23 protein-coding genes and 1 other RNA gene are annotated in these 24,333 nt (G+C 71.0%); 17 read left to right on the forward strand and 7 right to left on the reverse strand.

Translation table 11 applies throughout. The features are described from left to right. Positions 1-11 precede the first annotated feature (11 nt). Complete coding sequence (locus tag IBX62_01985) at positions 12-1,196, forward strand: S41 family peptidase (GenBank protein ID MBE0475855.1); 1,185 nt, start codon at positions 12-14, stop codon at positions 1,194-1,196. A gap of 65 nt (positions 1,197-1,261) precedes the next feature. On the opposite strand, the gene IBX62_01990 is transcribed toward IBX62_01985, so the two are convergent. Then, the gene (locus IBX62_01990; protein ID MBE0475856.1) at positions 1,262-1,681 is read right to left on the reverse strand and encodes a hypothetical protein; all 420 of its coding nucleotides are present in this window, start codon (positions 1,679-1,681) and stop codon (positions 1,262-1,264) included. Positions 1,682-1,863: 182 nt separating this feature from the next. On the opposite strand from IBX62_01990, the gene rnr reads away from it, so the two are divergent. Then, on the forward strand, positions 1,864-3,954 hold the full coding sequence (gene rnr / locus IBX62_01995) for a ribonuclease R (protein MBE0475857.1): 2,091 nt from the start codon (positions 1,864-1,866) through the stop codon (positions 3,952-3,954). A 40-nt stretch (positions 3,955-3,994) separates the two neighbouring features. Continuing rightward, the gene (locus tag IBX62_02000) at positions 3,995-5,737 is read left to right on the forward strand and encodes a chloride channel protein (GenBank protein MBE0475858.1); all 1,743 of its coding nucleotides are present in this window, start codon (positions 3,995-3,997) and stop codon (positions 5,735-5,737) included. A 6-nt stretch (positions 5,738-5,743) separates the two neighbouring features. Here IBX62_02000 and IBX62_02005 read toward each other — a convergent pair whose 3' ends face one another. Then, positions 5,744-7,018 (reverse strand): SufD family Fe-S cluster assembly protein, encoded by a 1,275-nt coding sequence (locus tag IBX62_02005; GenBank protein MBE0475859.1) that lies wholly within the window; start codon positions 7,016-7,018, stop codon positions 5,744-5,746. 68 nt (positions 7,019-7,086) lie between these two features. Next, positions 7,087-7,839 (reverse strand): ABC transporter ATP-binding protein, encoded by a 753-nt coding sequence (locus IBX62_02010; protein MBE0475860.1) that lies wholly within the window; start codon positions 7,837-7,839, stop codon positions 7,087-7,089. Between the two features lie 227 nt (positions 7,840-8,066). Here IBX62_02010 and IBX62_02015 point away from each other — a divergent pair, with 227 nt between their 5' ends. The 3 genes from IBX62_02015 (at position 8,067) to IBX62_02025 (ending at position 10,420) form a co-directional block, all read left to right on the forward strand. Then, a complete protein-coding gene (locus tag IBX62_02015; GenBank protein ID MBE0475861.1) occupies positions 8,067-9,134 on the forward strand; it encodes a M42 family metallopeptidase in 1,068 nt (355 codons plus the stop codon). A gap of 131 nt (positions 9,135-9,265) precedes the next feature. Further along, the gene (gene smpB, locus IBX62_02020; protein ID MBE0475862.1) at positions 9,266-9,733 is read left to right on the forward strand and encodes an SsrA-binding protein SmpB; all 468 of its coding nucleotides are present in this window, start codon (positions 9,266-9,268) and stop codon (positions 9,731-9,733) included. 39 nt (positions 9,734-9,772) lie between these two features. Then, positions 9,773-10,420 carry a hypothetical protein gene (locus IBX62_02025; protein MBE0475863.1) on the forward strand — a complete coding sequence of 216 codons (648 nt, stop codon included), beginning with the start codon at positions 9,773-9,775 and terminating at the stop codon, positions 10,418-10,420. Positions 10,421-10,450: 30 nt separating this feature from the next. On the opposite strand, the gene IBX62_02030 is transcribed toward IBX62_02025, so the two are convergent. Together IBX62_02030 and IBX62_02035 are read right to left on the reverse strand one after the other, a co-directional pair. Further along, complete coding sequence (locus IBX62_02030; protein ID MBE0475864.1) at positions 10,451-10,777, reverse strand: hypothetical protein; 327 nt, start codon at positions 10,775-10,777, stop codon at positions 10,451-10,453. 41 nt (positions 10,778-10,818) lie between these two features. Then, positions 10,819-11,448: a cyclase family protein gene (locus IBX62_02035; GenBank protein MBE0475865.1), complete on the reverse strand. Its 630-nt coding sequence runs from the start codon at positions 11,446-11,448 to the stop codon at positions 10,819-10,821. Positions 11,449-11,631: 183 nt separating this feature from the next. Between IBX62_02035 and ssrA the strand changes: the two genes are divergently transcribed. The 3 genes from ssrA to IBX62_02050 all read left to right on the forward strand — a co-directional run bounded on the left by ssrA (position 11,632) and on the right by IBX62_02050 (position 13,570). Continuing rightward, positions 11,632-11,982: a transfer-messenger RNA gene (gene ssrA, locus IBX62_02040) on the forward strand. 15 nt (positions 11,983-11,997) lie between these two features. After that, a complete protein-coding gene (locus tag IBX62_02045) occupies positions 11,998-12,999 on the forward strand; it encodes a diguanylate cyclase (protein MBE0475866.1) in 1,002 nt (333 codons plus the stop codon). A 115-nt stretch (positions 13,000-13,114) separates the two neighbouring features. Beyond that, positions 13,115-13,570 (forward strand): small multi-drug export protein, encoded by a 456-nt coding sequence (locus IBX62_02050; protein MBE0475867.1) that lies wholly within the window; start codon positions 13,115-13,117, stop codon positions 13,568-13,570. 43 nt (positions 13,571-13,613) lie between these two features. On the opposite strand, the gene IBX62_02055 is transcribed toward IBX62_02050, so the two are convergent. Then, positions 13,614-15,638, reverse strand: a complete 2,025-nt coding sequence (locus tag IBX62_02055; GenBank protein ID MBE0475868.1) for an ATP-dependent helicase — start codon at positions 15,636-15,638, stop codon at positions 13,614-13,616. 341 nt (positions 15,639-15,979) lie between these two features. Here IBX62_02055 and IBX62_02060 point away from each other — a divergent pair, with 341 nt between their 5' ends. The 3 genes from IBX62_02060 to IBX62_02070 all read left to right on the forward strand — a co-directional run bounded on the left by IBX62_02060 (position 15,980) and on the right by IBX62_02070 (position 17,712). Continuing rightward, positions 15,980-16,852, forward strand: a complete 873-nt coding sequence (locus IBX62_02060) for a hypothetical protein (protein MBE0475869.1) — start codon at positions 15,980-15,982, stop codon at positions 16,850-16,852. Next, on the forward strand, positions 16,845-17,267 hold the full coding sequence (locus IBX62_02065) for a hypothetical protein (protein ID MBE0475870.1): 423 nt from the start codon (positions 16,845-16,847) through the stop codon (positions 17,265-17,267). The genes IBX62_02060 and IBX62_02065 overlap by 8 nt, the downstream gene beginning before the upstream one ends. A 121-nt stretch (positions 17,268-17,388) precedes the next feature. Then, positions 17,389-17,712 (forward strand): GYD domain-containing protein, encoded by a 324-nt coding sequence (locus IBX62_02070; GenBank protein MBE0475871.1) that lies wholly within the window; start codon positions 17,389-17,391, stop codon positions 17,710-17,712. 81 nt (positions 17,713-17,793) lie between these two features. Here IBX62_02070 and IBX62_02075 read toward each other — a convergent pair whose 3' ends face one another. Next, complete coding sequence (locus IBX62_02075) at positions 17,794-18,084, reverse strand: DUF1540 domain-containing protein (GenBank protein MBE0475872.1); 291 nt, start codon at positions 18,082-18,084, stop codon at positions 17,794-17,796. Positions 18,085-18,226: 142 nt separating this feature from the next. Between IBX62_02075 and IBX62_02080 the strand changes: the two genes are divergently transcribed. From IBX62_02080 to tadA, 5 genes are all read left to right on the forward strand, one after another. After that, positions 18,227-19,453, forward strand: coding sequence for a glycosyltransferase family 4 protein (locus IBX62_02080; protein MBE0475873.1), 1,227 nt, complete (start codon positions 18,227-18,229; stop codon positions 19,451-19,453). A 148-nt stretch (positions 19,454-19,601) separates the two neighbouring features. After that, complete coding sequence (locus IBX62_02085) at positions 19,602-20,348, forward strand: DUF4388 domain-containing protein (GenBank protein MBE0475874.1); 747 nt, start codon at positions 19,602-19,604, stop codon at positions 20,346-20,348. A 3-nt stretch (positions 20,349-20,351) separates the two neighbouring features. Then, a complete protein-coding gene (locus IBX62_02090) occupies positions 20,352-21,887 on the forward strand; it encodes a tetratricopeptide repeat protein (protein ID MBE0475875.1) in 1,536 nt (511 codons plus the stop codon). Positions 21,888-21,972: 85 nt separating this feature from the next. Further along, positions 21,973-22,353 carry a response regulator gene (locus IBX62_02095; GenBank protein ID MBE0475876.1) on the forward strand — a complete coding sequence of 127 codons (381 nt, stop codon included), beginning with the start codon at positions 21,973-21,975 and terminating at the stop codon, positions 22,351-22,353. Positions 22,354-22,364: 11 nt separating this feature from the next. Beyond that, entirely contained in the window at positions 22,365-24,326 is a 1,962-nt protein-coding gene (gene tadA / locus IBX62_02100) for a Flp pilus assembly complex ATPase component TadA (GenBank protein MBE0475877.1), read from the forward strand. Positions 24,327-24,333 lie beyond the last annotated feature (7 nt).

Genomic DNA, 24,333 nt, shown 5'->3' on the forward strand with positions numbered 1-24,333 from the left:
ACGGAGGGTCGATGGACCGTCTCACCACGCGTGTCATAGGCATCGCTCTCGCGGCCGCCGTAGTCTCGGCGGCCTTCATCGGCGGCTTCGTGCTCGGGCACGCGCGGACCGGCATCGTCCCGAGCATCGCCCCGTCGGCGCGCAGCGACGCCGAGCGCGCGGTGAGCGAGGTGCGCAGGATCCTGCGGCGTCAGGCGCTGAAGCCCTCCACCGAGGAGTCCATGACCGTGGGCGTGGTCGAAGGCATCCTGGAGTCCCTCGACGACGACTACGCCATGTACTTCGACCCGCGCCACTTCGAGTACTTCCAGGAGCAGAACCAGGGCGAGTTCTACGGCATCGGCATCACGATCGCCGGCAAGGACGGCACCGCGTACATCGTCAGCGTCATCGAGGACACCCCGGCCGAGAGAGCCGGTCTGAAAGCCGAGGACCGCATCGTCGGGATCGACGGCGACGAGCGCGAGAAGTGGGACATCGACGACGTCGTCAAGCGCATCCGCGGCCCCGAGGGCACCGAGGTCACCGTGAGCGTGCGCCGCGGCGACGAGGAGGAGCTGCGGGACTTCAGGATCGAGCGCGCCAAGATCGACTACCCCAACCTGATGAAGCGCAAGGTCGGCGACGACGTCGGCTACATCAGGCTGCTGTCCTTCAACGGCAAGGCCGCCGAGGACATCTCCAAGGCGATGCGCGACCTTCGGAAAGACGGAGCGAAGGGCTTCGTGCTGGACCTGCGCAACAACCCCGGGGGGATGCTCGACGAGTCCGTCGACGTCGCCTCGCTCTTCATCGAGGACGGCGTGATCGTCCGCGTCGAGAAGCGCAACGGACCCGAGGAGACGCACCGGGCGCGCCGCGGCAAGGCCACCGACGCGCCGCTGGTGGTGCTAGTGAACGAGAACTCCGCATCGGCCTCCGAGATCGTGGCCGGCGCGCTGCAGGACTACGGCCGCGCGCCGCTCGTCGGGGCCAAGACGTTCGGCAAGGGCAGCGTCCAGACCGTCGAGGAGCTCTCCACCGGCGGGGCGGTCAAGTTCACCATCGCTCACTACCTCACGCCCAAGAGCCGTGTCATCGACGGCAAGGGCCTGACGCCGGACGTGGCGGTGGACATGAAGCACGAGGACGCCGCCGACGAGGAGACCGACGTGCAGCTCAAGCGCGCCGTCGAGGAGCTGCGCAAGCTGCTGTAGCGGGGGCCGGCGGGGGTCGCCGGACGGCGGAGCGGCGCCAGCGCGGCCTTTCACGCCCGGCGGCGCTACTCGTCGTCCTCGTCGTCGTCGAGCACGACGAACGTCTCGCAGTCGTACGCGTCCTCTTCGAGCAGGTGGATGCCCAGCGGTCGGGCCGGGCGCTCCTCGGGGTCGTCGATCGAGACGAGAGTGAGCCGCGACCCGTCGCCGAAGAGCTCGAAGCGGTGCTCGCCGTCCTGCTCCCCGAAGGTCATGTAGCGGAAGCTCGCCACGTTCAGGAACAGGCACGCGTTCACCAGCAGTGTGGCCGAGGACGCGTCCGCCATCAGCTTCACGAGCCCCGCTCGGCCCTGCGCGATCGTCTCGCCGTCGACCTCGTAGACGTAGTGGAATCCCTCGATCGTCTCCAGCGCGCGCACCATGTCGCGCGGCCGGGCCAGCGTGCCCGATCCTATGAAGCAAGGGGTGAGGCGGCGGGAGTGCATGGCGGCGGGCTCTCCGAACGTCGGCTGCTCTGTGGCGTCTTCGATTCTACCATTGCCGGCCGCCTCTCGACGCGGCGCCCGGGGCGTCGAGCGGGATCGCGGAGTGGGGGCGCAGGCACGTGGAATCGGGTACCTTCGTCGCTGTGGACGCGGCACGCGCTCGATGTCGGGAGCGGAGGCTCGTGAAGATCGAGAAGCAGGTGCTGAAGGCGCTGCGGCGCACCGGGCATCCGATGACGCCCGAACAACTCGCACGGGAGCTGGACGACGGGGTCCCCGTGCGACGGGTCGCGCAGATGCTCGAGGCGTTCGTCCGCGGCGGCTCCGCGATCGACGCCGGCGGCGGGCGCTACCTCGCGCTGCGCGAGCGCGGCATCCTGGTCGGCCGTATCCAGATGACGCGCAAGGGCTACGGGTTCGTCTCGGCCCATGGTGGCGACGTCTACGTGGCGGGCCGGGACACCGCAGGCGCGATGCACGGCGACACGGTGGCCTGCAGGCTTCACGCCAAGCGCGCGCGCCAGGGGCTCTCCGGCCACGTCGTCGAGATCCTCGAGCGCGCCAACCAGGTGCTCGTGGGCGTCTACGAGCGTCACGGCAAGGTCGGCCTGGTCGTGCCCACGGACCCGCGCGTGCGCAGGGACGTGTTCGTCCCGCGTGAGGAGTCGATGGACGCACGCAACGGCGAGGCCGTGCTCGTGCGCCTGACCGTCTTCCCGACCGGGACGCAGGCCGCTCAGGGCGTGATCGAGGAGGTCCTCGGCATGCCGCACGACCCGGGCGTGGACATCGAGATGATCATCCGCGAGCACGGGCTGCGCACGCGCTTCCCCGAGGAGGTCCGCCGCGAGGCTGCGGAGGTGCGCCTGGACGTGGAGGAGGTGCTGGCGGGCGACCCGTCGCGCGAGGACGTGCGCGGCTGGTTCACCGTCACCATCGACCCCGCGGACGCCAAGGACTTCGACGACGCCATCACGCTCGAGCGCGTCGGCGAGGGCTTCCGTCTCGGCGTTCACATCGCGGACGTCTCGCACTACGTCCCGTGGGGCTCGCCCACAGACGTCGAGGCCCGCACGCGCGCGACCTCGGTCTACCTGGTCGACCGCGTGCTGCCGATGCTGCCCCACGAGCTCTCCACCGACGTCTGCTCGCTCAAGCCCGCCGAGGACCGGCTGTCCTTCAGCGTGGTGATGGAGCTGGACAGGGCCGGCGCGGTGCGGTCGTACCGCCTCTTCCCGAGCGCGATGCGCTCGGACCGCAGGCTCGACTACGACCAGGTCGACGAGTGGATCGACACCGGCACCGGCTTCCCCGACGAACTCACGCGCGACCTGCTGCTGGACTTAGAGAAGGTCGCGCACGCCCTGCGCGAGCGCAGGCTCGCGCGCGGGGGACTGGACTTCGAGACGGTCGAGGCGAAGGTGATCCTCGCCGAGGATCGCCGAACGCCCGTGGAAGTCCGCGTGCGCCAACGCACCAACGCCACCGGCATGATCGAGGAGGCGATGATACTGGCCAACGAGGTCGTGGCCGGGCATATGTCCTCGGTGGGGGCCCCGATGGTCTACCGCATACACGAGGACCCCGACCCCGACGCGCTGGCGCAGGTCGCGGTGATCCTGAAGGAGTTCGACTACCCGGTCAAAGACATCGGCGGCGCGAGCCCGCAGACGTTCCAGCGCATCATCCGCTTCGCGCACAACCGACCGGAGAAGCTGCTCATCAACTCGCTGCTGCTGCGCGCGCTGCAGCGGGCGCGCTACACCGACTACCTCGGTCCGCACTTCGGGCTGGCCAGCGAGGCCTACACGCACTTCACCTCGCCGATCCGGCGCTACCCGGATCTGATCGCGCACCGGCTGCTGCGCGCGCAGCTCGCCGGGGCGCTCGAGGCCGAACCGACGGCCTCCATGGTGCCGGAGCTGCACTGGCTCGCCGACCACTCCTCCACGATGGAGCGCGAGGCCGAGGCCGCCGAGGACGAGTCCACCCGCGTCAAGCTGACCGAGCTCATGGCGGCGCATGTCGGCGAGGCCTTCGAGGGCATCATCACGAGCGTGAACACCTTCGGGCTGTTCGTTCAGCTGCCCAACACGGCCGAGGGTCTAGTGCACGTCAGCGCGATGAAGGACGACTACTACCGGCTGGACGCCGAGCGCTTCCTGCTCTACGGCGAGCGCAAGGGGCGGGTCTTCCGGCTGGGCGATACGCTCCGGGTGCGGCTGGTCGACGCCGTGGTCGGCGAGCGGCGGCTGGACTTCGAGCTCGCGTAGGACGCGGGGCCCCTTTGCGTACCTCAGCTACGATGGGGTGGTGGACCCGCACGAGCGCATAGCCGGATACGCCGAGGTCGCCCGCAAGGGGAGCGAGGCGTTCTGGCAACGCGTCAAGAAGTGGTTCCTCGTGACGGCGGTCCTCGGCGCGGTCGTCGGCCTCGGCGTCACAGTGCTCCATGCGATCGTCTTCGGCCTGCTGTGGGAACGGTTCCTCCCGTTGCTGAACCCGGTGACCGTCGTGCTGTTCCCCGTGGCCGGTCTCGGGCTCTCGGGGCTCATCCTGCAGCGGTTCACCGCCGATCCCGGGGTGCACGGCACAGAGGAGGTCATCGAGGCCTACCACGAGCGCGAGGGGCGTTTCCGCCTGAGGTCGTTCCCCGGCAAGGTCGCCGCTGCCGTCGCCACCGTCGGTTTCGGCGGCAGCGCCGGCCTCGAGGGCCCGAGCATCTACATCGGGGGGTCGCTCGGCTCCCTGCTGCTGCGGCGCGCGAAGTCGCTGCTCGGTTTCACCGACGAGGACGTCCGGACGCTGATGGTCGCCGGCTCGGCCGCCGGCATCAGCGCGATCTTCAAGGCGCCGCTCACCGGCATCGTCTTCGCGCTGGAGGTCCCCTACATGGACGACCTCGCGCGTGAGTCGCTGATCCCTTCGCTCATAGCGTCGGTCTCCAGCTACCTGGTCCTCGTGCAGTTCCTCGGGGTCAGGCCGCTGTTCCTCGTGGAGCAGCGGTACAGTCTCTCGCCGACCGACCTTCCGTACTCCATGCTGGTCGGCGTGCTCGTAGGCCTGGTGGCGCGCGCCTTCATCATGTCCTTCCGCGCCGCGGAGAGGCTCGGTCACGCGTCGGGCCTGCCGCTGTGGGCCCGGACCTCCCTCGGAGGTCTCGTGACCGGGCTGCTCGGTCTCGCCAGCCTGCTGCTCCTCGGCGGACCGTTCGTGCTCGGGACCGGGTACGAGGCGATCGAGGGGCTGGTCTCCGGAAGCTTCGCTCCGGCGGCCGCGCTGGCGCTGCTGCTGCTCAAGACGGGCGCTACGATCTCCACCCTCGGCTCGGGCGCGGCCGGGGGCGTGTTCATCCCGATGATCATGCTCGGCGCGGCGAGCGGGGCGGTCATCGGCGGGCTGCTGCCCGCGGAGCGCGGCGCCCTCTTCCCGGTCGTGGGCATGGCCGCCTTCCTCGCGGCCGGATACAACACCCCGCTCGCCGCCGCCGTCTTCATCGCGGAGTCGACGGGCGGAGCCGGCTACCTCATCCCCGGGCTGGTCGGCGCAGCGGTGGCCTACACGGTCGCGGGACGGCTCTCGGTGTCGGAGAAGCAGCGTTGGCGGCGGGAGACGCGGCTCGACGCACTGATGCGGACGCTCGTCGGCGACATCATGACGCGCGACGTCGTCGCAGTGCCGCCCGAGACGACTCTCGCGGCGTTCCTGAGCGACTACGTCGTGAAGCTCCGGCACAAGAGCTTCCCGGTCGCCGAGGGCGGGCGGCTGGTCGGGATGGTCGCGCTGAGCGACGTCCGCGAGGTTCCGCGTGCGAGCTGGGACGAGTCGAGCGTCGGGGAGCTGGCGGTCCGCGACGTGGTCACGATCTCTCCTCGGGAAGCGGTGGGACATGCGATCGAGAGGATGGCTGCCGGCGACTTCGACCGGTTGCCCGTGGTGGACCCGGCGCGCCCGGACCGGCTCGTCGGGATCGTGTCGTACACCGACGTGCTGGCGCTGGACGCCATGCGCGAAGAGTGGCGCAAGCACCGCGGGAGACGCCCGCCGCTCGCCTAGCGCCGCCTACATCGACTCCCTGCTCGCCTCCTCCAGCGCGCGGTCGATCTGACGGCGCAGCGCCGGGGGCAGTCCCGGGATCTCGAGATCGAGGAAGCCGCGCGTGATCATGGACACGGCCTCGTCCTTCGGCACGCCGCGCGACATAAGGTAGTAGACCTCCTCCTCGGCTATGGGGGAGATGGCGGCCTCGTGCGAGAGCTCCGCGCCGGGCGCCCCCTCGCTCGCGAGGTCGGGGATCGCCCACTGCGTGCTCTCGGGCGAGCGCACGATGCCGCGGCAGTCCAAGTGCGCCTTGCAGTCGTCGGTCCTGCCGACCAGCCGCCCGCGCGAGTACACGACGGAGCGGTCGCGCGAGACGGTGCGCGCGATAGCCTCCGAGCGCGAGCCCTCGCCGATGAGCTGTGTCTCCGTACCGAGGTCGATGACGGAGTCGGCAAGGCCGGTGACGATGGTGTTGAACACCGCCCGGGAGCGCGCGCCCTCAAGCCGCGCGACGGGGAAGGCCTGGATGCTCTTGACCGGCCTCATCAGCACGTAGTTGTTGACGTACGTCCCGTCGTCCTCCACTATCACGCCGGTCCTCGGGCGCACCGAGAAGTCCTCGGCCCAGTTGTGGATCATCGTGAAGATGAGCGTCGCTCCCTTGCCGACGTAGAACTCGGAGATACCGGCGTGCAGGCCCTCGCGCACCTCCGCGTGGATGTTGCAGCCGGTGATGACATTCGCCTCGGCGCCGTCCTCGACGATGATGACGTTGTGGACGTTCTGCGAGACGTTCGACTCGCTGATGAACAGGCAGGCCTGGATGGGCTTCTCGACCTTGGCGCCGGCCTTCACCCGGATGAAGTAGCCCTCCGTCTGGTGCAGCGCCACCAGCGCCGTGTACTTGTCCTTGTCCGGCGCCACCGCTCTCCACCAGTAGCGCTCGACCATCTCCTCGGGGTGGGCGGCCATGGCCTCCTCGGTGCCCGTCACCTCGACCGCTCCGCCGAAGGCGTCCATGACGCGTTCGTAGATGGGGGTGCGGTCCATCTGGAAGAAGGACGCCGATCTCTCGGCCTCCTCCTCGGCGGTGAAACCGCTCATCAGCACGGTCTCGCGGACCTGCTTCTCGAGCGAGGCGATCGACTCGACGCGCCGGCGCTCCGAGACGGTGCGGAAGCGCGAGACGTCCACGTCCGGGCCGAGCGCGGCGGGCTTGTCCGACGCGGCCTCCGCCAGGCGGCGGATCTCGGCCAGGCGCTCGCGCACCGGCGCGCTGAGCTTGGACTCGTCCATCGTCATCGACATCTTCGGCGCTCCTGACCTCGGGACGGGATCCCGGTGGAACGGGGTGGGCCGGAGGCTCACCGGCAGAGCTGGCACTCCACACACTTCTCGTAACCCTGCCGCCCGATCTCCTCGAGGAGGTCGAGCGGGTTGGCCTGACAGGCGATCCTGCCCTCGTAGAGCACGTGGCCCACGTCGGCGTTCACGTAGCGCAGGATGTGCCCGGTGTGGGTCACGATCAGGCCGGCTGAGCCGGTGTCGGCCGCGCGGCGGCCCTTGAGCAGCGCGTTCATCGCCTCGCCGACTACCGCGATGTTGTCCAGGTCGACGCCGCTCTCCGGCTCGTCGAAGAGGGCGAGCGCGGGGCGCTGCGCCAGCAGCTGCGCCATCTCCGAGCGCTTCATCTCGCCGCCGGAGAAGCCGGCGTTCACGTCGCGGTCGATCATCGGCCCCAGGTCCAGCTCGTCGGTGAGCTCGCCGACGAGGTCCGCGTGCTCCCCGCCGCCGGCGGCCACGCCGATGAGCTGCCGCAGCCTCACGCCGCGCACGCTCGGCGGCCGCTGGAACGCCATCCCGATGCCCAGCCTGGCTCGCTCGTCCAGCGGCATGCCGAGGAGCCCGCGCCCGCGGAACCGCACGCTGCCCTCGGTCACCTCGTACCCGGGCATGCCGAGGACCGCGTTGAGCAGCGTGGTCTTCCCGCTGCCGTTCGGCCCGAGGAGCACGTGCGTCTCGCCCTCGGCGATCGTCAGGTCCACACCCCGCAGCACCTCCCGGCCTCCGACATCCACGTGCAGGCCCTCCACCGCCAGCAGCGCTTCTTCGGCCACGCCTACCCCCATGGGTCGGACGCCCTGAGAACGGGGCGCAGGAACGCGTTTCCATGAGGAATCTACCCGATGGCCCGCCGCTGCGGAAACGCCGGATGCTCCGGGGGCAGGTGTGCCCCGGCGGCGCCCGGTCCCCGAGGATGTGGACAGGACCAGGACAGGTACGGGTTAGGGTAGACTGGCAGGGTCGTGGGGGAGGGTGGTCCGAGGACGGGGGGATTCCGCGCATGCGCGAAGAGTCGTTGCAGTTCCTGAGGAAGCTGGTCGAGGCGCCGTCGCCGTCGGGCTACGAGCAGCCTGCCTCGCGGGTGTACCGCGACTACGTCTCGGACCTGGCCGACGAGGTCCGCACCGACGTCATGGGCAACGTCGTCGCCTGGCTCAAGCCCAAGGGCAAGGGCGGGGCGCCCAGCGTGATGCTGGCCGGGCACGTCGACGAGATCGGCTTCATGGTGACCTACATCACCGACAAGGGGTTCGTCGCCTTCAAGCCCATCGGCGGCTGGGACGCGCACAACCTCCCGGGCAGGCGGGTACGGGTGCACACCACCGAGGGCCCGCTCCTCGGCGTTCTGGGGCGGCTGCCGGTCCACCTGCTCGAGGAGGACGAGCGCAAGGCCGTGGTCAAGATGCACAAGCTCTTCATCGACCTCGGCCTGCCGGCCGCCGAGGTGAAGAAGCGCGTTCGCATCGGCGACCCGGTCACTGTGGAGGAAGGCCTCGAGACGTTCGGTGACGGGATGGCGGTCAGCCGGGCGTTCGACGACAAGATGGGCGCTTTCGCCGTCGCCGAGGTCCTGCGCCTCGTCAAGGAGGCGGGCGGGGCGAAGGCGCCGCTCTTCGCCGTCGCCACCGTGCAGGAGGAGGTAGGCCTGCGCGGCGCGATCACCTCATGCTTCCACGTGGACCCCGAGATCGGCGTCGCCGTGGAGGTCGGGCACGCGACGGACTACCCGGACGTGGACAAGCGCAAGCACGGCGAGGCGGACTGCGGGAAGGGCCCGATCATCGCCCGAGGACCGAACGTCAACCCGCGCGTCTTCGAGTTGCTCCTCGAGACGGCCGAGGCCGAGAAGATCCCGCACCAGGTCGGCGGCGAGCCGCGTGGCACGGGGACCGACGCCAACGCGATGCAGGTCAGCAAGGGTGGGCGCGCTGCCGGCCTGGTGAGCGTGCCGCTGCGGTACATGCACACGCCGAGCGAGGTGCTCTCGCTGGCCGACCTGGAGAACGCGGCCAAGCTGCTCGCGGCGTTCGTCCGCCGCCTGAGACCGGGGATCGACTTCACGCCATAGCGCTGCGGGCGAGCGGCCGCCGACGGCGGGTCGCGAGCGCGGGACGTCCGAAGCCGCCTCCACTCGGATAGAATGAACGGTACGGTCGTCGTCGGCCGGATCCCCACTGCACGGAAACGGCGGAGGACCGGATGGCCCGCGAGCAACGCGTGGTCGCCACGAACAAGAAGGCGTTCCACGACTACTTCATAGACGAGACCTTCGAGGCCGGCATCTCGCTCACCGGCACCGAGGTCAAGTCCCTGCGCGAGAGCGGCGCGTCCCTGCGCGAGAGCTTCGCCACCGTGCGCCGGGGCGAGGTCTGGCTCCATGGCGTCCACATCTCGCCGTACAGCCACGGCAACCGCAGCAACGTCGACCCGGACCGTCCTCGGAAGCTGCTGCTCCACAAGCGCGAGATCCGGTACCTGCTGGGCAAGACCAAGGAGAAGGGGCTCACGCTCATCCCCCTGAAGCTCTATTTCAGCCCGAGCAACCTCGCCAAGGTCGAGCTCGGGCTCGCACGGGGCAAGAAGCTCTTCGACAAGCGGGCGGCCATCGCCGAGCGCGACCAGCGCCGGGACGTCGAGCGCGCTCTGCGCGAGCGCCAGAAGGGGTAAGGTGGTCGCACGACAGCGCTCGCGCACAGGAGGTCTCACGTGAAGCCCGGCAAGAGCATCGTGATCGCGACGTTCGCCGCTGCGGTGCTCGCCGCAGGCGTCGCGGGCTGCGGCATCACCGGCGGGGGCCGGGACGGCACCGGGCGGACGGGTGAGCGCTCCTCGGAGGGCACGGCTTCCGCCCCGCGGCGCGACCGGGAGCGGCAGGCCGACGACCTGGAGGATGTGGACGCCGCTCGCGTGCTGGGCGTCGAGGCGACGTACGCGCGGACCGGTATGGAAGAGGCCTCGGACGGAGAGCCGCACGCCCTCGCGACCGTCGCCACGGGAGGGCCGGCGCCCGAGGAGAGGCTCGTGTTCGCGCTCCTGGCGCGCATGATCTCGGCCGCGCCGGACGCGCCGTCCGTCACTGTGGTGCTGTGGCTGCGCGCGGAGCCCGACGCCCGCTTCGCGCAGTACGTCTGGAACCGCCCCGACCTGCGGCTGGAACGCTTCGAGGCGTCGATCCCCGCCTCCGAGTACGACCGCTACGCGCCAAAGGCGGCGGATGCCCCCGGATCCGAGCCCGAGGGGGGCCCGCCGGGCTTCGAGCCCGGACGGACCGGAGTGATCACCGGCATCGGGGCCGCCCAGCTCGAGGACCTCGCCGAGGGCGGGACGCCCTCGTGGGAGTCGAACGTGCCGTAGGGCGCCGGCGGGCAGCGGGGCCGGACGGCCTCAGCTGGCAGGCCGCTGCGGGCCGCAGCCCGGAGAGGCCTCGTGCAGCTCGTCCAGGCCCTCCAACTCCACGCCGTAGTACAGCTCGGTCTCCCGGTCCCGGTGCCCCGAGACCCTCACCGTCGCGAAGCCCTCGAGGTCGCCGGCGTGCTGCGTGCGCATCCACAGCCTGACGCGCTGGCGCGGGTCCCGTCGCAGCATGTGCGCGGCCTGCAGGGTGAGCTCCCACGTCTGCGCCAGTGTCCCGTCGACGGTGCGCAGGGTCGCGTTGCCGAACGGCACCCGCTCGCCGTCGATACACAACTCGCTCACCTGGAACTCCGCCATCCCGGGCCCTCCCTCGGATCGCCTCGCCCTGCCGCCGGGACCTACTGCCGGAGCAGCACGCGGGCCGGCGCGCCTTCGGCGCCGGCGAGTCGCAGCGGCAGGCAGTACACCTCGCAGCTCCCAGCCCGCGCGTCGCTCAGGTCGAGACCCTCGATGAGGTAGATTCCCGCTCCGAGCAATGCGCGGTGCACCTCGCGGCCGTTGGACCGGTAGCCGCCCACCGACAGGTAGTCCACGCCGAGGAGGGCGATCCGCCTGTCGGCCAGCAGCTCCGCGGCCTCGGTCGTGAGGTGGACGTAGTCGGGCCGGAACCCCTCGGACGACCACAGCGCCGAGTTGCGCGTCTTGAGCAGGAGCCGCTCCGCCGGTCGGGGGTCGTGCCGGGCTAGCTCGTCCGCCGTGACCGCTCGCTCGTCGGCGATCTCGATCACCCGCGCCGCTCCCACCATGACCTCGCCCGGCATTTCGTCGATCCCCGGCGCGCCCGCGCCCAGGAAGTGCATCGGGGCGTCGACGTGCGTGCCGGTGTGCGTGCCCATGCACAGGCGGGAGAGCGTGGAGGGGGCGCCGCCCTCCACCTCGCGAACGCGCTCGACGGTCACGGCGGGGTTGTCGGGGTAGACGGGCATCCCCTCGCGCACGGGGACCGTCACGTCGACGAGCCTGGTCATCGGGCCCCTCCTCGGTAGGTGTCACCTCCGGTTGATACCCGCGGCACGACGCTTGCACGACGAGGGCGGGGGAGTCCGCGCGACACGGCGGTCGAGCCCGGGCAAGGGTCGCGCCGGAGCGCGCGGAGGGGGTATGATACTGTCCCGCGACCGGAACCTTGACACGTCGTTCCGGCCCCTTACGGGGGCGACTGGATTCGACACGACAGTCCTGAGGGAAGAAGCAGGCCGAGGTCTCCTCGCCTCGTTAAACAGGGGTACAAGACGCCAAGCGTCGACAACGATCTTGCTCTCGCTGCCTAGACTAGGCTAGCGACGTCGCCCGGGAGTGCGTCCCCGTTCCCGGACCCGACGCCATCAAGGGGACTCACCCCGCAGCCGACGACGGTAGGCCGCAGGGGAAACCCACCGTCTAGGGACGGGCACGCGTGTCACCGAGCGTCGCCCCGACCGAAACCCAAACGGTGACTGAGCCTGGAGATGCTTCCCAGGGGTCTGCCGTGGACCGGAGTTCGATTCTCCGCGCCTCCACCATCAGCGAACCGGGTGATGATCCGCCCGGATGACACCGAAGAGGCCCGCCTCGCCGCGCCGGCGACGGCGGGCTTCCTCCTTCGCGCGGCGTTCCACGCCCGATGGGCGGGAATGATGCCCGGCGAGAACCGCGCCGAGGAGGGAGCCGCCGAGAGCATGCCTTCCCCGTCCGAGACCGATCACGGCGGGCTGGTGCCGCCGCTCTCCGAGCTGCCCCTCCCTGCGTGGATCGCCGACGAGCAGGGGAGACTCTCCTCGGCGAACGACGAGTGGCTCGCCCTCGCAGGCCCCTCCGACGAGTCGGGGTTCCCCGCCGCGCTGCCACCCGAGGACCTGCAACGCCTCCGGAGCGCGTTGCGCCATACCCCGCCCGGGGACTCGGCGACCGTCGAGCTGCACGTCCGAGGCGTCGAGGGGCGCGTCCGGACCTTCGACTGCGCCATCCGCGGACTCTCTGCCCAGGCCGGCGGGGGGCACATCGGCGTCTGTTACGACGTCACCGAGGTCCGCATGCAGGAGCGGCGCCTCTCGTACATGGCCACGCACGACGCGCTCACCGGCCTGGCCAACCGCTGGCTGTTCGAGGAGGAGGTGAAGCGGGCGATACCCCGGGCGCGCCGGGGGATGCCCGGTGTGGTGATGCTCATGGACGTCGACGGGTTCAAGGCGTACAACGACACTTTCGGCCACTTGGAGGGCGACCAGGCGCTCGTGAACCTCGCGCTGCTGCTGCAGACGCAGGCGCGCGCCTCCGACGTGCTGGCCCGCTTCGGCGGCGACGAGTTCGGCGTGCTGCTGGAAGGAGCGACGGTCGAGGAGGCGTGCGAGGTCGCAGGCCGGATGCGCGACGTGGCGGCGGGCGAGTTCGTGGCGGGAGCCCGGGAGGCGGGACTGGGTCTCAGCATCGGGATCATCCCGGTCGACGGCTCTGCCGACCTGGAGGCCGTCCTTAGGGAGGCGGACGTCGCCCTGTACCGCGCCAAGGAGCGGGGACGCGGCGGCATCGTGCTCGCGTAGCGCCACGACACGCTGGGCATCGGCGAGAGGGGCTCGTGCTCGAGGCGCCTTGCGCCTCTCTCCGGTCGTGTACACTCTCCCGGACCGTGTGAGCCGAGAACCTCGCGGAGACCGCATGCTTCAGGACCTGCCGCCGTATCTCAAGTACGTCGTCCTCACCCTGGTGCCCTGGGTGGAGCTGCGCGGCGCCGTCCCGCTCGCGTTCCAGCAGCGCGAGCTCGCCTACCTGCCGCTCATCCTGGTCGCCAACGCGCTCATCTTCCTGCCCACGTACTGGGGACTCGAACTCGTCTACGAACTCCTCCCGGAAGGCGGCTGGATCCACCGCAAGCTCGAGTCGATCCGGAGGAGGGCGCACCCGTTCGTGGAGAGGTACGGCTTCTTCGGGCTCGCCGTGTTCGTCGCGATCCCGCTGCCCGGCACGGGTGCGTACTCGGGCTCGGCGGCCGCGTGGCTGCTCGACATGGAGTGGAAGCGGGGCTTCGCAGCGGTGGCGCTCGGCGTCGCGATCGCGTTCGGGCTCGTGGGAGCGGTCTCCGCGCTCGTCGCGGCAGGCGTCGCGCGTCTCTAGCCGCTCGGTCCCTCACCCGTGCCGCGGCCGGGCGGAGGGAAGCCTACCAGCTCGCCTTCAGGCTCTCCCGGACGCCGGCGGTCGTGGTGGCGCCCATCCCGCTCCCGGCTGCCCCATCCGCGTCGGGTCCGCCGGCACGCGTGCGCTCGAAGCACTCCGCCACCCGCTCCGGCATGAAGCGCGTGAGCTGGGAGTAACCGTGAACGTCGGTGCCGGGGCGCCCGGCCAGGTAGTAGCGCAGCGGGTGGCACACGTAGAGGCGGTCGCGGGCGCGCGTGCACGCCACGTAGAAGAGCCGCCGCTCCTCCTCGATCTCCTCGGCCGATCCGGCGGCCATGTCGGAGGGGATGTTGCCGTCCGCGGCGTGTATGACGAACACCGCGTCGAACTCCAGGCCCTTGGCCGAGTGCATCGTCGAGAGGTTCAGCCAGTCGTCGTCCAGCCCCGGTGTCCCGGCAGGGTCCTCCGTCCACGACGGCGGGTCGAGCGCGAGCTCGGCGATGAACCGCCCGCGCTCGCCGGATCGTGCCGAGGATGCCTCGAGCTGCTCCAGGTCCCGGAGGCGTGATGCCGCGTCGCCCCGGCGCGCGACGATCGCGGGCCCGAAGGCGTGCCGGACGGCGTGGAGCTGCGCGGGCAGCTCGAGCGGAGGGGCGCCGGCCAGCGTGCGCATCAGCGCCAGAAGAGCCGGCCAGGCTTCCCGGGCGGCGGTGGGCGGCTCGACCCGCTCCCATGCCGCGAACGACCCGCCCGCTTCGACCAGCGCTCCGGTCAGCCGGCGTGATGTGGCGGGTCCGACGCCGGGCACGAGCGCCAGCACGCGCGCCGCCGCCACCTCGTCCAGCGGGTTCTCGGCCAGCCGCAGGAACGCCAAGGCGTTCTTCACGTGGGCCGTCTCGGCGAAGCGCAGCCCTCCGTACTTGCGGAACGGGATGTCGCGCCGCGCCAGCTCCAGCTCGAGCGCGAGGCTGTGGTGTGCGGCGCGGAAGAGCACCGCCTGGTCGCGAAGGGCCGTCCCGCACTCCCGCAGCCGCAACGCCTCCGTGGCGACGAACGCGGCCTGCTCGTCCTCGTCTTGGCAGGTCACGAGGCGGGGCCGCTCGCCCGCGGGCCGGGTCGCGGTCAGCTCCTTGGGGTAGCGCTCCGACGCGAGCTCGATCACGCGGTTCGTCGCGGCGAGGACCTGCGGCGTGCTTCGGTAGTTGCGGTGAAGCGTCACCACCGCCGTTCCCGGGAAGCGCTTCGGGAAGTCGAGGATGTTGCGAACCGTGGCGGCACGGAACGAGTAGATCGCTTGGGCGTCGTCGCCGACGGCGGTGAGACCGCGCCCCTCTGGCGCCAGCAGGGAGAGGATCTCGGCCTGGACGGCGTTGGTGTCCTGGTACTCGTCGACGAGCACCGCGTCGAAGCGCGAGCGCACCTCGGGACCGGCGAACGGGTCGGCGAGCAGCGCGCGCCAGAAGACCAGCAGATCGTCGTAGTCGAGCACGCGCTGCCGTTCCTTGCGGTCCACGTAGGCCTCGAAGAGCAGCCGCAGGTCCTCGGCGTGCTCCCGGCACCAGGGGAACGCCGACGAGAGGACGTCGGCGAGGCGCGAGCCCGAGTTCACGCAGCGGCTGTACACGTCCGAGCATGCCGAGGCGGACGGGAAGCGGCGCTCCGTCTTGGCCGGCCCCGACTCCGTGCGCACCACGCCGAGGAGGTCCTGCGAGTCGCCGCGGTCGAGGATGGTGAAGGCGGGGTGCAACCCGATCGCCCCGCCGTGCAGGCGCAGCAGCCTCGCTGCCGTGGCGTGGAACGTCCCGCCCCACACCCGCCCGGCCGTCCGTGCCTCCGCGGCCTCCTCGGCGAGGATCGCGTCGACGCGGCGGAGCATGCCGGCGGCCGCGCGGCGCGTGAAGGTGAGCAGCAGGATCCGTGAGGGCGCGGTGCCGCACCGGATGAGGTGCGCGACGCGATGAGCGAGGGTGGCGGTCTTGCCCGTTCCCGCGCCCGCCACGACCAGCAGCGGCCCATCTCCGTGCGTGGCCGCCGCGAGCTGTTCGGGATTGAGGGAGGCGAACGCCATCGAGGACCTCGCGAGGGGTCGGTGCCCTGCCGTCGCGCCGAGGCTACCATGTCCGGCGTGGGCGAACAAGTGTTCGCTCCTCTTGCGCCCGCCCGCCGTTAGGCCGGGACCGAGCGCGGGAAAGAGAACCCGCCGTCACGCGGATCGGACGCGAGCGACGCGGTCGCCCATTCCCCGCAGCTCCGTCCGGGCGGTCATGGGGGGTACCGGCGCGTGACGGCAGCGCAAGGGCCGCCGCGGCGGCCGCCGGCGGGGAACGCGGCGGCCGGACGCGGCGGCTCGCGCACGTAGCGGGGGGTCCCGCCCGTCAGGCATCCGCCGAGCGGCGGTACAATCCTGTCATGTCGCCACCTCGTGCCGGTTCTCGGTTCGCCAGAGCGCTGGCGGGTGCGCCGGACGCGCCCGTCGCGGTCGGGCTGACGTTCGCCCCTCCGGAGGTGCTGCTCGCCCTGGGCGGCTCCCGAGAGCCGGTCGAGGCGCTCCCCGGGGCCTGCGAGAAGCTCGACCTCGACTTCGTCTTCGTGCCCCCGGGGTCCGAGGCCGCGATGCCGGTCGTGGCCGAGCGCGCCTGCGAGCCCATCGCAGAGGTGGCGGCGCCTTTGGGTCGCGTGCTCCACCAGCTCGGATGGACCGACGGCCTGCGCGCCACGGCGGAGGACCCTTCCTCGCTTCGTCCCGCACTCGACGAGGCGGAGAAGAGCGCCGCGGAAGCGGTGCGAGTAGCGGCGGCCGCGGGCGCGGGTGCCGTCGTGCTCGCCGAGGACCTTACCGGATCGAGTGGCCCGCTGGTGCCGCCGGACTTCGCGTTCGCCGAGGTGTTCCCCCGCCTCCAGCGCCTCGCCGAGGCCGCCGCCGCGGGCGGGCTGCCGGCGCTGCTGCACACGGACGGGGACGCCCGCGCGTTCGTGTCGTCGGCGGCCCGCGCCGGCTTCGCCGGCGTACACGGGGGCGGCGGCCTCGAGCCCGAGGGAGTCGCGTCGCTGGTGGCGGCGGTGCGGCGCGCCAGACTCTCGTTCGTCGGCGGTATCCCGACCGTCGAGCTCGCCTCCGGGCCGATGCGCGCGGTGGCCGCCGGTTCCCGCGTGGGTCTGATCGCGCGCGCGGGCGGCGTCCTGCTCGCCGACGACGGCGGCATGTCGAGCGCCGCCGAGGCCTCCTCGTTCGTGAGCGCGCTCCAAGCGGCGCGGGAAGCGGCCGGGCGCGGCGATGCCTAGCATCGGCGGCTACGTGGTGAACGGGCCCGCCGCGCCGCGCCCGGCGGTCGCCGCAGGACTGCTCGACGGGCTCGTCTCGCTGGCCGTCACGATGCTCGCCTGGCCGTTCCCCGTCATGCGGGCGGCCGTCCCGGTGCCGGCGCACGCCGTGGCGCTGCTCGCGACGCTCATGCTCGTGGACATGACCTACCGCGGACTCGCCGCGCGCCTGTGGGGACGCACCCTGCTCATGTACGTGTACGACCTCGCACTCAGCGGGCCCGAGCGCCCGTTCCCTCCGAGCATCTCGCTCGCCTGGGGGCTGGGGTGGACCGTCGCCTACGTGCCGGGTCTTCTCGGGGCGCGCGGCCTGCTGCACCCCGATACCGGGCTTCCGGCGCGGCTCTCGGGGCTCATCACCGTCGCCGCGAGGTAGGACCGGGATGCATGGCGGGGGCGGCGGGCGCGCGTCGTGCTCCACGCCCAACGGGTAGATAGCGCGAGATGCGAGCATGCGCACCCGAGCCGGTGCGCCGATCCCAGGGAGGCGGCGGCCTATGCCGGTCTACATCATGTTGACGAAGCTCACGGACAAGGGAGCGGAGACGATCAGGGAGAACCCGGAGCGCATCCTCGAGGTCGACAGGGAGATCCAGGAGATGGGAGCGACCGTGCGCGAGCAGTACGCGACGCTCGGGGAGTACGACTTCGTGAACATCCTGGAGGCGCCGGACAACGTGACGGCCGAGAAGGTCTCTCTCGCCCTCGCTTCCCGAGGGACGATACGCATCGAGACCTTGCCGGGGATACCCGTCGCCGAGCTGGTCGACAGGCTGAGCTCCGAGAGGATGGCGGGTTCCGGGGCGTACGCCGGGTACTGACCCTCGCGTCGGGGGGAGCATCCGCGAGCGACGGGGGCCGCTCGTCGAGCGGCCCCCGGGGTCGAGATGGCAGAGCCCCTCTCACGCCGGCATCTCGGGCCGGTAGGTCACGCAGTCCGCGTGCTGCTCGTGCGATCCGACGGTGATCCCGGCGGCGTCGCAATCCCGGTTCGAGTTGAAGTGGCACTGCGTCATGTCGCAGGCGCCCACCTCTCCCTCGTCGCGAGCCCTCTCGATCGCACCGGAGGTCGTGAAGGTATCGCACGTGGCGTGCCCGGCGCCGACTTGGATCTCCTCGGCATGGCACTCCTCGGCCTGATTGTACGAGCACTGAGTGACCATGCACGTCAGTACGGACCCTTCTTCCTGCATGAACTTCATACCGTCCTCACACTCCTCGTCCTCGGCCGGCCGCTGCTGCCTTCTCTTCCCTCGTCGCGCCGCGAGCTAAACGACGTCGCTCTGGCCGCCGGGCCTCCCGGCACCCCGCCTCCTTCTGGTAGCATGCCCAGTCATGAGGATCCTCCAGGTCGGCCCGGTGCCACCCGAGGCCGGCGGCGTGTCCGCGGGCGGGATCCCTTCACACCTGTGGGGCCTCGCCCGCGCTCTTCGCGATCGCGGTCACGAGGTCGCGGTGCTCGCCGACAACGTCCCCTACGTCGAGCCCTGGCCGCGCCTCCGTGACGGCGTCGCCGTCTTCGGCACCGCCGGGTTCCGCGGCCCTCGACGCTCTCGTGCCCTCGCGGGGCCCACGGCGCTCGCGGTCCCCCGGCTCAAGGCGCACTTCGGCACGGCCTGGTCCTGGCGCTGGGTGGCCTCCAAGGCCGCGGCCTTCTCCGAGGCGCGCTCGGCCTTCGCCCCCGAGGTCGCCCACGTCCACGCCCCCGAGGCCCGCTTCCCGTTCGCCGCGATGCTCGCTCGAGTACCGGTGGTCTCCACCGTGCACTCGACCCACTACATCGAGTTCGCCGAACCCGCCCGCGAGGAGGCGCACCGGGCGCTGGTGCGCCGAAACGTGGCGCTCGCGCGCGACCTGGTCTTCGTGAGCCGGTTCGTCGAGGGCCGGTACGAGCGGCTCTTCGGCGACTCGATGCGACGGGTCCGCCGCCACGTACTGCCCAATCCGCTGGACGCCTCGGCGTTCAGGCCGGTGCCGCGTCGCGAGGCCCGCGCCCGCCTGTGCGTCGATGCCGACGAACCGGTGCTGCTCTTCGTGGGGGCGCTCATCCCGCGCAAGGACCCCGCTTCCCTGCTTGAGGCCGCCGCCCTGCTGCACGAACGCGGGACCTCACCGCGCGTGCTTCTCGTCGGCGAGGGCCCCGAGGAGGCGGCCCTGCGCGACCTCGCCCGCAGCCGCGGGATCGACGGGCGGGTGCGCTTCGAGGGGGTCAAGCCCTCCGCCGCGCTTTCCGACTACTACAGCGCGGCGGATCTCTTCGTCCTGCCCAGCCTGATGGAGAGCTTCGGGCTCGTGTTCGTGGAGGCCATGCTGTGCGGTTGTCCGGTCGTCGGCACCCCGGACGTCCTCGGAGAGGTGCTTCCCGGGGACGCGTACGGCATCCAGGCGCCTTCCGGAGACCCCGCAGCGCTGGCCGGCGCCATCTCCGCGGCGATGGACCGCCGGTGGGATCGAGAGGCGCTGCGCCGGTGGGGCGAGGGCTTCGACTGGGGGAGCAGGATCGCCGGCTTCGAGCGGCTCTACGAGGGGTTGCTCGAGCGCGGGGGCGGCGTGCGCCGCTAGGACCGGACACCGCCGCCCTACCAAGGGGTCGTGGGCGATGCTAGCATTCGTACTGCGCCCGCGGACGAGTCCGGACGCACCGCTCGGTGCGCGCGCACGCTTTCCGGCCCTGCGACGGCAGCCGTCCCACACGGCTCGGAGGTGACCGTTGGCACTGGAGGGAAACCTCAGGGATTTCTCGCTCCCGGACATGTTCCGCCTGCTCGCGTCCGGGAGGAAGACCGGGACCCTTTACATGGAGAACGGCGAGGCGACCGGCAAGGTCTGCTTCGACTCGGGCAGGGTCTTCTTCGCCTCGTCCAACTGGAACCGGGAGTCGCTCGGCCGCCGGCTCGCGCGAGCGGGGGTGATCTCGGAGAAGCAGCTCCGCCAGGCCCTGGGCCTCCAGAAGATCCAGAAGAAGGAGAAGGCGGGGCGCCGCCTCGGCCAGATCCTCGTGGACGAGGGCTACCTGGAGGCCAAGGTGCTCGAGAGCTTCATCCAGGAGCAGATCAACGATACGCTGTTCGACCTCTTCAGGTGGGAGGAGGGTCAGCTGCGCTTCGAGCCGGAGGACACGTGTGAGGAGGAGGACATCGGCATCTCGGTCTCGGTCGAGAACGTCATCATGGAGTCCTCGCGCCGGCTCGAGCTGTGGAACCGCATCAGGCAGAAGATCCCCACACTGGAGACCGAGTTCGTGATGGCGGCAGGGCCCGGCGACAAGTCCATGGAGATCCACCTGAAGCCCAAAGAGTGGATGCTCCTGTGCTACCTGCACGGCGGGCGCTCGGTACGGGAACTGGCGCAGCTCACCGGCTACAACGACTTCGAGACAGCGAAGATCCTCTTCGGCATGTACTCGGCGGGGCTGATCGAGAAGGCCTTCGACGAGGAGTCGGCGGCGGAGCTCTAACCGATGCTGGAGCCCCTCGGCCTGCCAAAGGACCTCACCGCCGATGAGTTCACCCGCTTCCGGGACTACATCAACGGCCACTCAGGCATCTACCTGGAGGACAGCAAGCGGGATTCGCTGCGGATCTCGCTGGTGACCCGTACCACCCGCCGCGGTTTCGAGAGCTTCGACGAGTACTTCCGCATCCTCACGGCCGACGAGGACGAGTTCAAGGAACTCATGAACCTCGTCACCATCAACGAGACGAGCTTCTTCCGGTTCCCGGCTCAGTTCGAGGCGCTGCGCGACCACGTGCTCCCGGAAGTGATGCGCTCGCGGCCGCAAGGGAGGCAGCACGCGATCCGGATCTGGTCGGCGGGGTGCTCCACGGGCGAGGAGCCGTACTCGATCGCGATAACGCTGGCCGAAGCGGGGCTGGAGGGCCTCGGCCGGCAGCCGCACGTGCTGGGGACGGACGTGTCGACCGCCGCTCTGAACGTGGCCCGCCGCGCGGTCTACTCAACGAAGTCGCTGCTCAACGTCCCGCCGGAGGTGGTCAGAAGGCACTTCGAGGAGACCGAGGCGGGGCAGCGCGTCCGCAGGCAGACGCGCTCGATGGTGGAGTTCTCGTATCACAACCTCATCAAGGAGCCGTACCCGCTGTCCCTCATGGGAGCATGGGACGCCGTCTTCTGCCGCAACGTCACCATCTACTTCAAGCTCGAGTCGACCCGCCGTGTCGTCGAGAACTTCTACCGGATGCTCAACCCCGGCGGCTACCTCTTCGTCGGGCACTCCGAGACGCTCACCAACATCTCCTCGGCGTTCGAGCCGCTCGAGGTCGGAGGCGTGTTCCTCTACCGGAGACCCGTCGCGAGGCCCTTCGCGGTCGCGCCGCTCCAGGTCCCGCCGGCCGCTCCCGACGGCAAGGCACGGCCGGACGGCGCCGGGACGACGAAGCGGTGCGCCGTCGCGAAGGCCGAGAGCGGTACGTCCCGGCCGGAGCCCGCCGACGGGGCGAGCGAGGTCGAGGCATCCTCCGAGACCGAGGCCCTCTTCGAGGAGGCTCGCCGGCTCGCCGGAACGGGGCGGCCAGAGGAGGTCCTGGCCGTGGTCGAACGGCTCGAGGAGGCGGACCCCGAGGGGGCGGAGGCCCACCTGCTCGCCGCGTACGTGCATGCCGACCTCGGTGATTACGCCGAGGCGCTCGCCGCTTGCCGCCGCGCGCTGGCGGTGAACCCGTTGCTGCCTTCGGCGCGATTCATCCTCGGCATCATCCACCAGCGCCAAGGGGACGTCCCCAGCGCGGTGTCGGAGCTGAAGAAGACGATCTACATCGACGCCGACTTCGCCCTGGCGCACTTGAACCTCGGCAACCTCTACAAGTCCCAGCGCAAGTGGGATGCGGCGTCCCGCAGCTACGAGAACGCGCTGAGGGCGCTGTCCGTTGAACCTCGCGGCGAGTGGTCGGTGTTCATGGGCGGCTTCCAGACCGATCTGCTCGTCAAGACGGTCGAGCGTTCTCTGCTAGAGTGTCGGAAGGCGTCCTCGGACGGCTAGGCGTTGTGCGTCGGACGCCTAAAGCGAGCCGTGCCACACGACCGATACAGTAGTGACGCGCACGTCGGGTGTGGAGGGAGTCCTGATGGCGAACGCGCGCATCCTCGCGGTCGACGACAGCCCAACGGTCCTCGAGATGATCAAGGCCATCCTGGTCGGGGGCGGCTACGAGGTGATCACCGCCGCGGACGGCGCCGAGGCGCTGGAGACCGCGCGGGCGGAGATGCCCGACCTGATCCTGCTCGACGTGATGCTGCCGAAGCTGGACGGCTACCGCGTCTGCCGGCTGCTCAAGTTCGACGCCAAGTACAAGGCGATCCCGATCGTCATGCTGACGGCCAAGACCGAGGAGCAGTCGATGGCAACGGGCATCCGCACCGGAGCGAACCAGTACCTCACTAAGCCGATCGAGCCCGAGAAGCTGCTCTCGGCGGTCGCCGAGGAACTGTCCAAGGTCCAGGGGTAGGCGGGTCCGGCGTGGGCGCGAACACCATGACCGGAAGGGTGCTCGACACCCTCGTGGCCGCCGGGTCGCTGACCGCCGAACAGCTCGTCTCCGTGCGGGAGACGGCGGAGGCGCAAGCCAAGGACCCCGGCGCCCTGTTGCTCGAGCGCGGGCTGGTGACGGAGGCCGACGTCCGTGCCGTGCTCGAGGAGGAGATGGGGATACCGCAGGTCGACCTCTCGAGCTACGCGCCGGAGGAGTCCGCTCTGGCCCTCGTGCCCGCCGGCGTGGCGCGCGAGCGGCGCTTCCTGCCGCTCTTCGAGATCGAGGGGATGCTGACCATCGCGATCGGCGGTCCCACCGACGTGTTCACGCTGGACTCCGTCGCCGCCGAGCTCGGCGTGGACCTGGAGCCCGTGTTGGCCGACCCCGCGTCGGTCCTCGGCGCGCTCGCCCAGTACTACGGCGCGCAGCCGGCGCCCGAGGCGGCGCCCGCGTCCGAGCCCGTCCCCGCGGCCGAGCCCTCGCCCGAGCTCGCGGCGGCACTCGAGCCCGAGCCCGAGCCGGAGCCCGCCGTGCCGGCCGAGGCGGAGCCGGCCGCGGCACCCGAGCCGGACGAGTCCGCCGAGGAAGAGATCGTGTTCAGCGCCGAGGACCTGTTCGAGGTCCCCGTCGCCGAAGAGCCCGTCGCCGTCCCCGAGCCTGAGACCCGGGTCGCCGGCGCCGAGCCCGCCGCGGAGGCCGAGGAGGCGCCGACGGCAGGCGAGACGATCGACCGCGTGGCCGTCTCCGCCGCGCCCGAGGGCGCGCCCTCGATCGACCTGGACGTCCTTGCGGTCGCGGATGCCGGCAAGGTCGCGGTTCTCGTGGCGGAGATCCTGGAGCAGGCCGTCCGCCGCAGGGCCAGCGGGATCCACCTCCTTCCGTACAAGGACGACTTCTTCCTGGTCTTCAGGATCGAGGGGAGACTGGAGAAGGTGTCCAGCGCGCCGTTGTCGATGCAGCAGCCCCTGATCGAGGGCTTCAAGAGCTTCGCGCATCTGGGCTCCGTCGGAGCCGGGGTCCCGGCGTTCGGGCGCCTGCACGCGCGACTCGCGGACAGGGACCTGGTCGTCACCCTCTCCACCGTGCCGACCGTGGCGGGCCAGCGGATGGTGATATCCCTGGCCTCGGCCGAGCCTACGCCTCGCACGCTGCACGAACTGGGCATGAGCGAGGCCGAGGCGCGCGCGCTGCACGCGATGGTGGAACGCGGGCGCGGCATGCTGCTCGTCTGCGCGCCCGTGGCGGCTGGCGCCTCGTCCACCTACTACGCGCTGCTCGCCCACGCCGCCCACGCGGGCAAGACCGTCTACTCCGTGGAGCGCGCGATCGAGTACGAGCTCCCTGCCGTGGCGCAGGTGCTCGTCAACCCGGGGTCGCCCGTCGGCGCCTCCTCCTATTTCGCCGCGGGGATGCGGCAGGACACGGACGTGATGGCGATCGACTCCCTGCAATCCGTCGAGGAGGTGCATCTCGCGATCGAGGCCGCCGGGCTGGGCAAGCTCGTCATCGCCACTTACGCCGCCGGCGACATCGTCTCCGGCGTACGCCGCATGTTGGACATCGGAGCCGAGCCCAACAGCCTCGCGTCGGCGCTCACCCTCGGGGTCGGTCAGCGTCTCGTCCGGACGAACTGCGCCCGTTGCGTCGCCGAGGAGGCCTCGAGCCTCGCGGCGGGGATCCCCGGCGCCCCCAAGGGGCTCGAGACCAGGGCCGGTGCCGGGTGCCCCGCATGCGCGATGACCGGGTTCGCGGGCGTGACGGGGGTCTTCGAGGTACTTCCCTTCACCGAGCCCGTCCGTGCCTCCGTCGCAGCCGGCTCCGCCGCCGCCGGGATCGGTGCGACCGCGCAGGCCGCCGGGATGCGCCCACTCTCCGCCTCGGGTCTCGAGAAGGTGAAGGACGGGCTGGTCAGCGCCGAAGAACTGGACCGAGTGCTGAGGTTCTCGTGATCGTGCA

This window comes from Coriobacteriia bacterium (assembly GCA_014859305.1).
Classification (GTDB): domain Bacteria; phylum Actinomycetota; class Coriobacteriia; order Anaerosomatales; family Kmv31; genus Kmv31.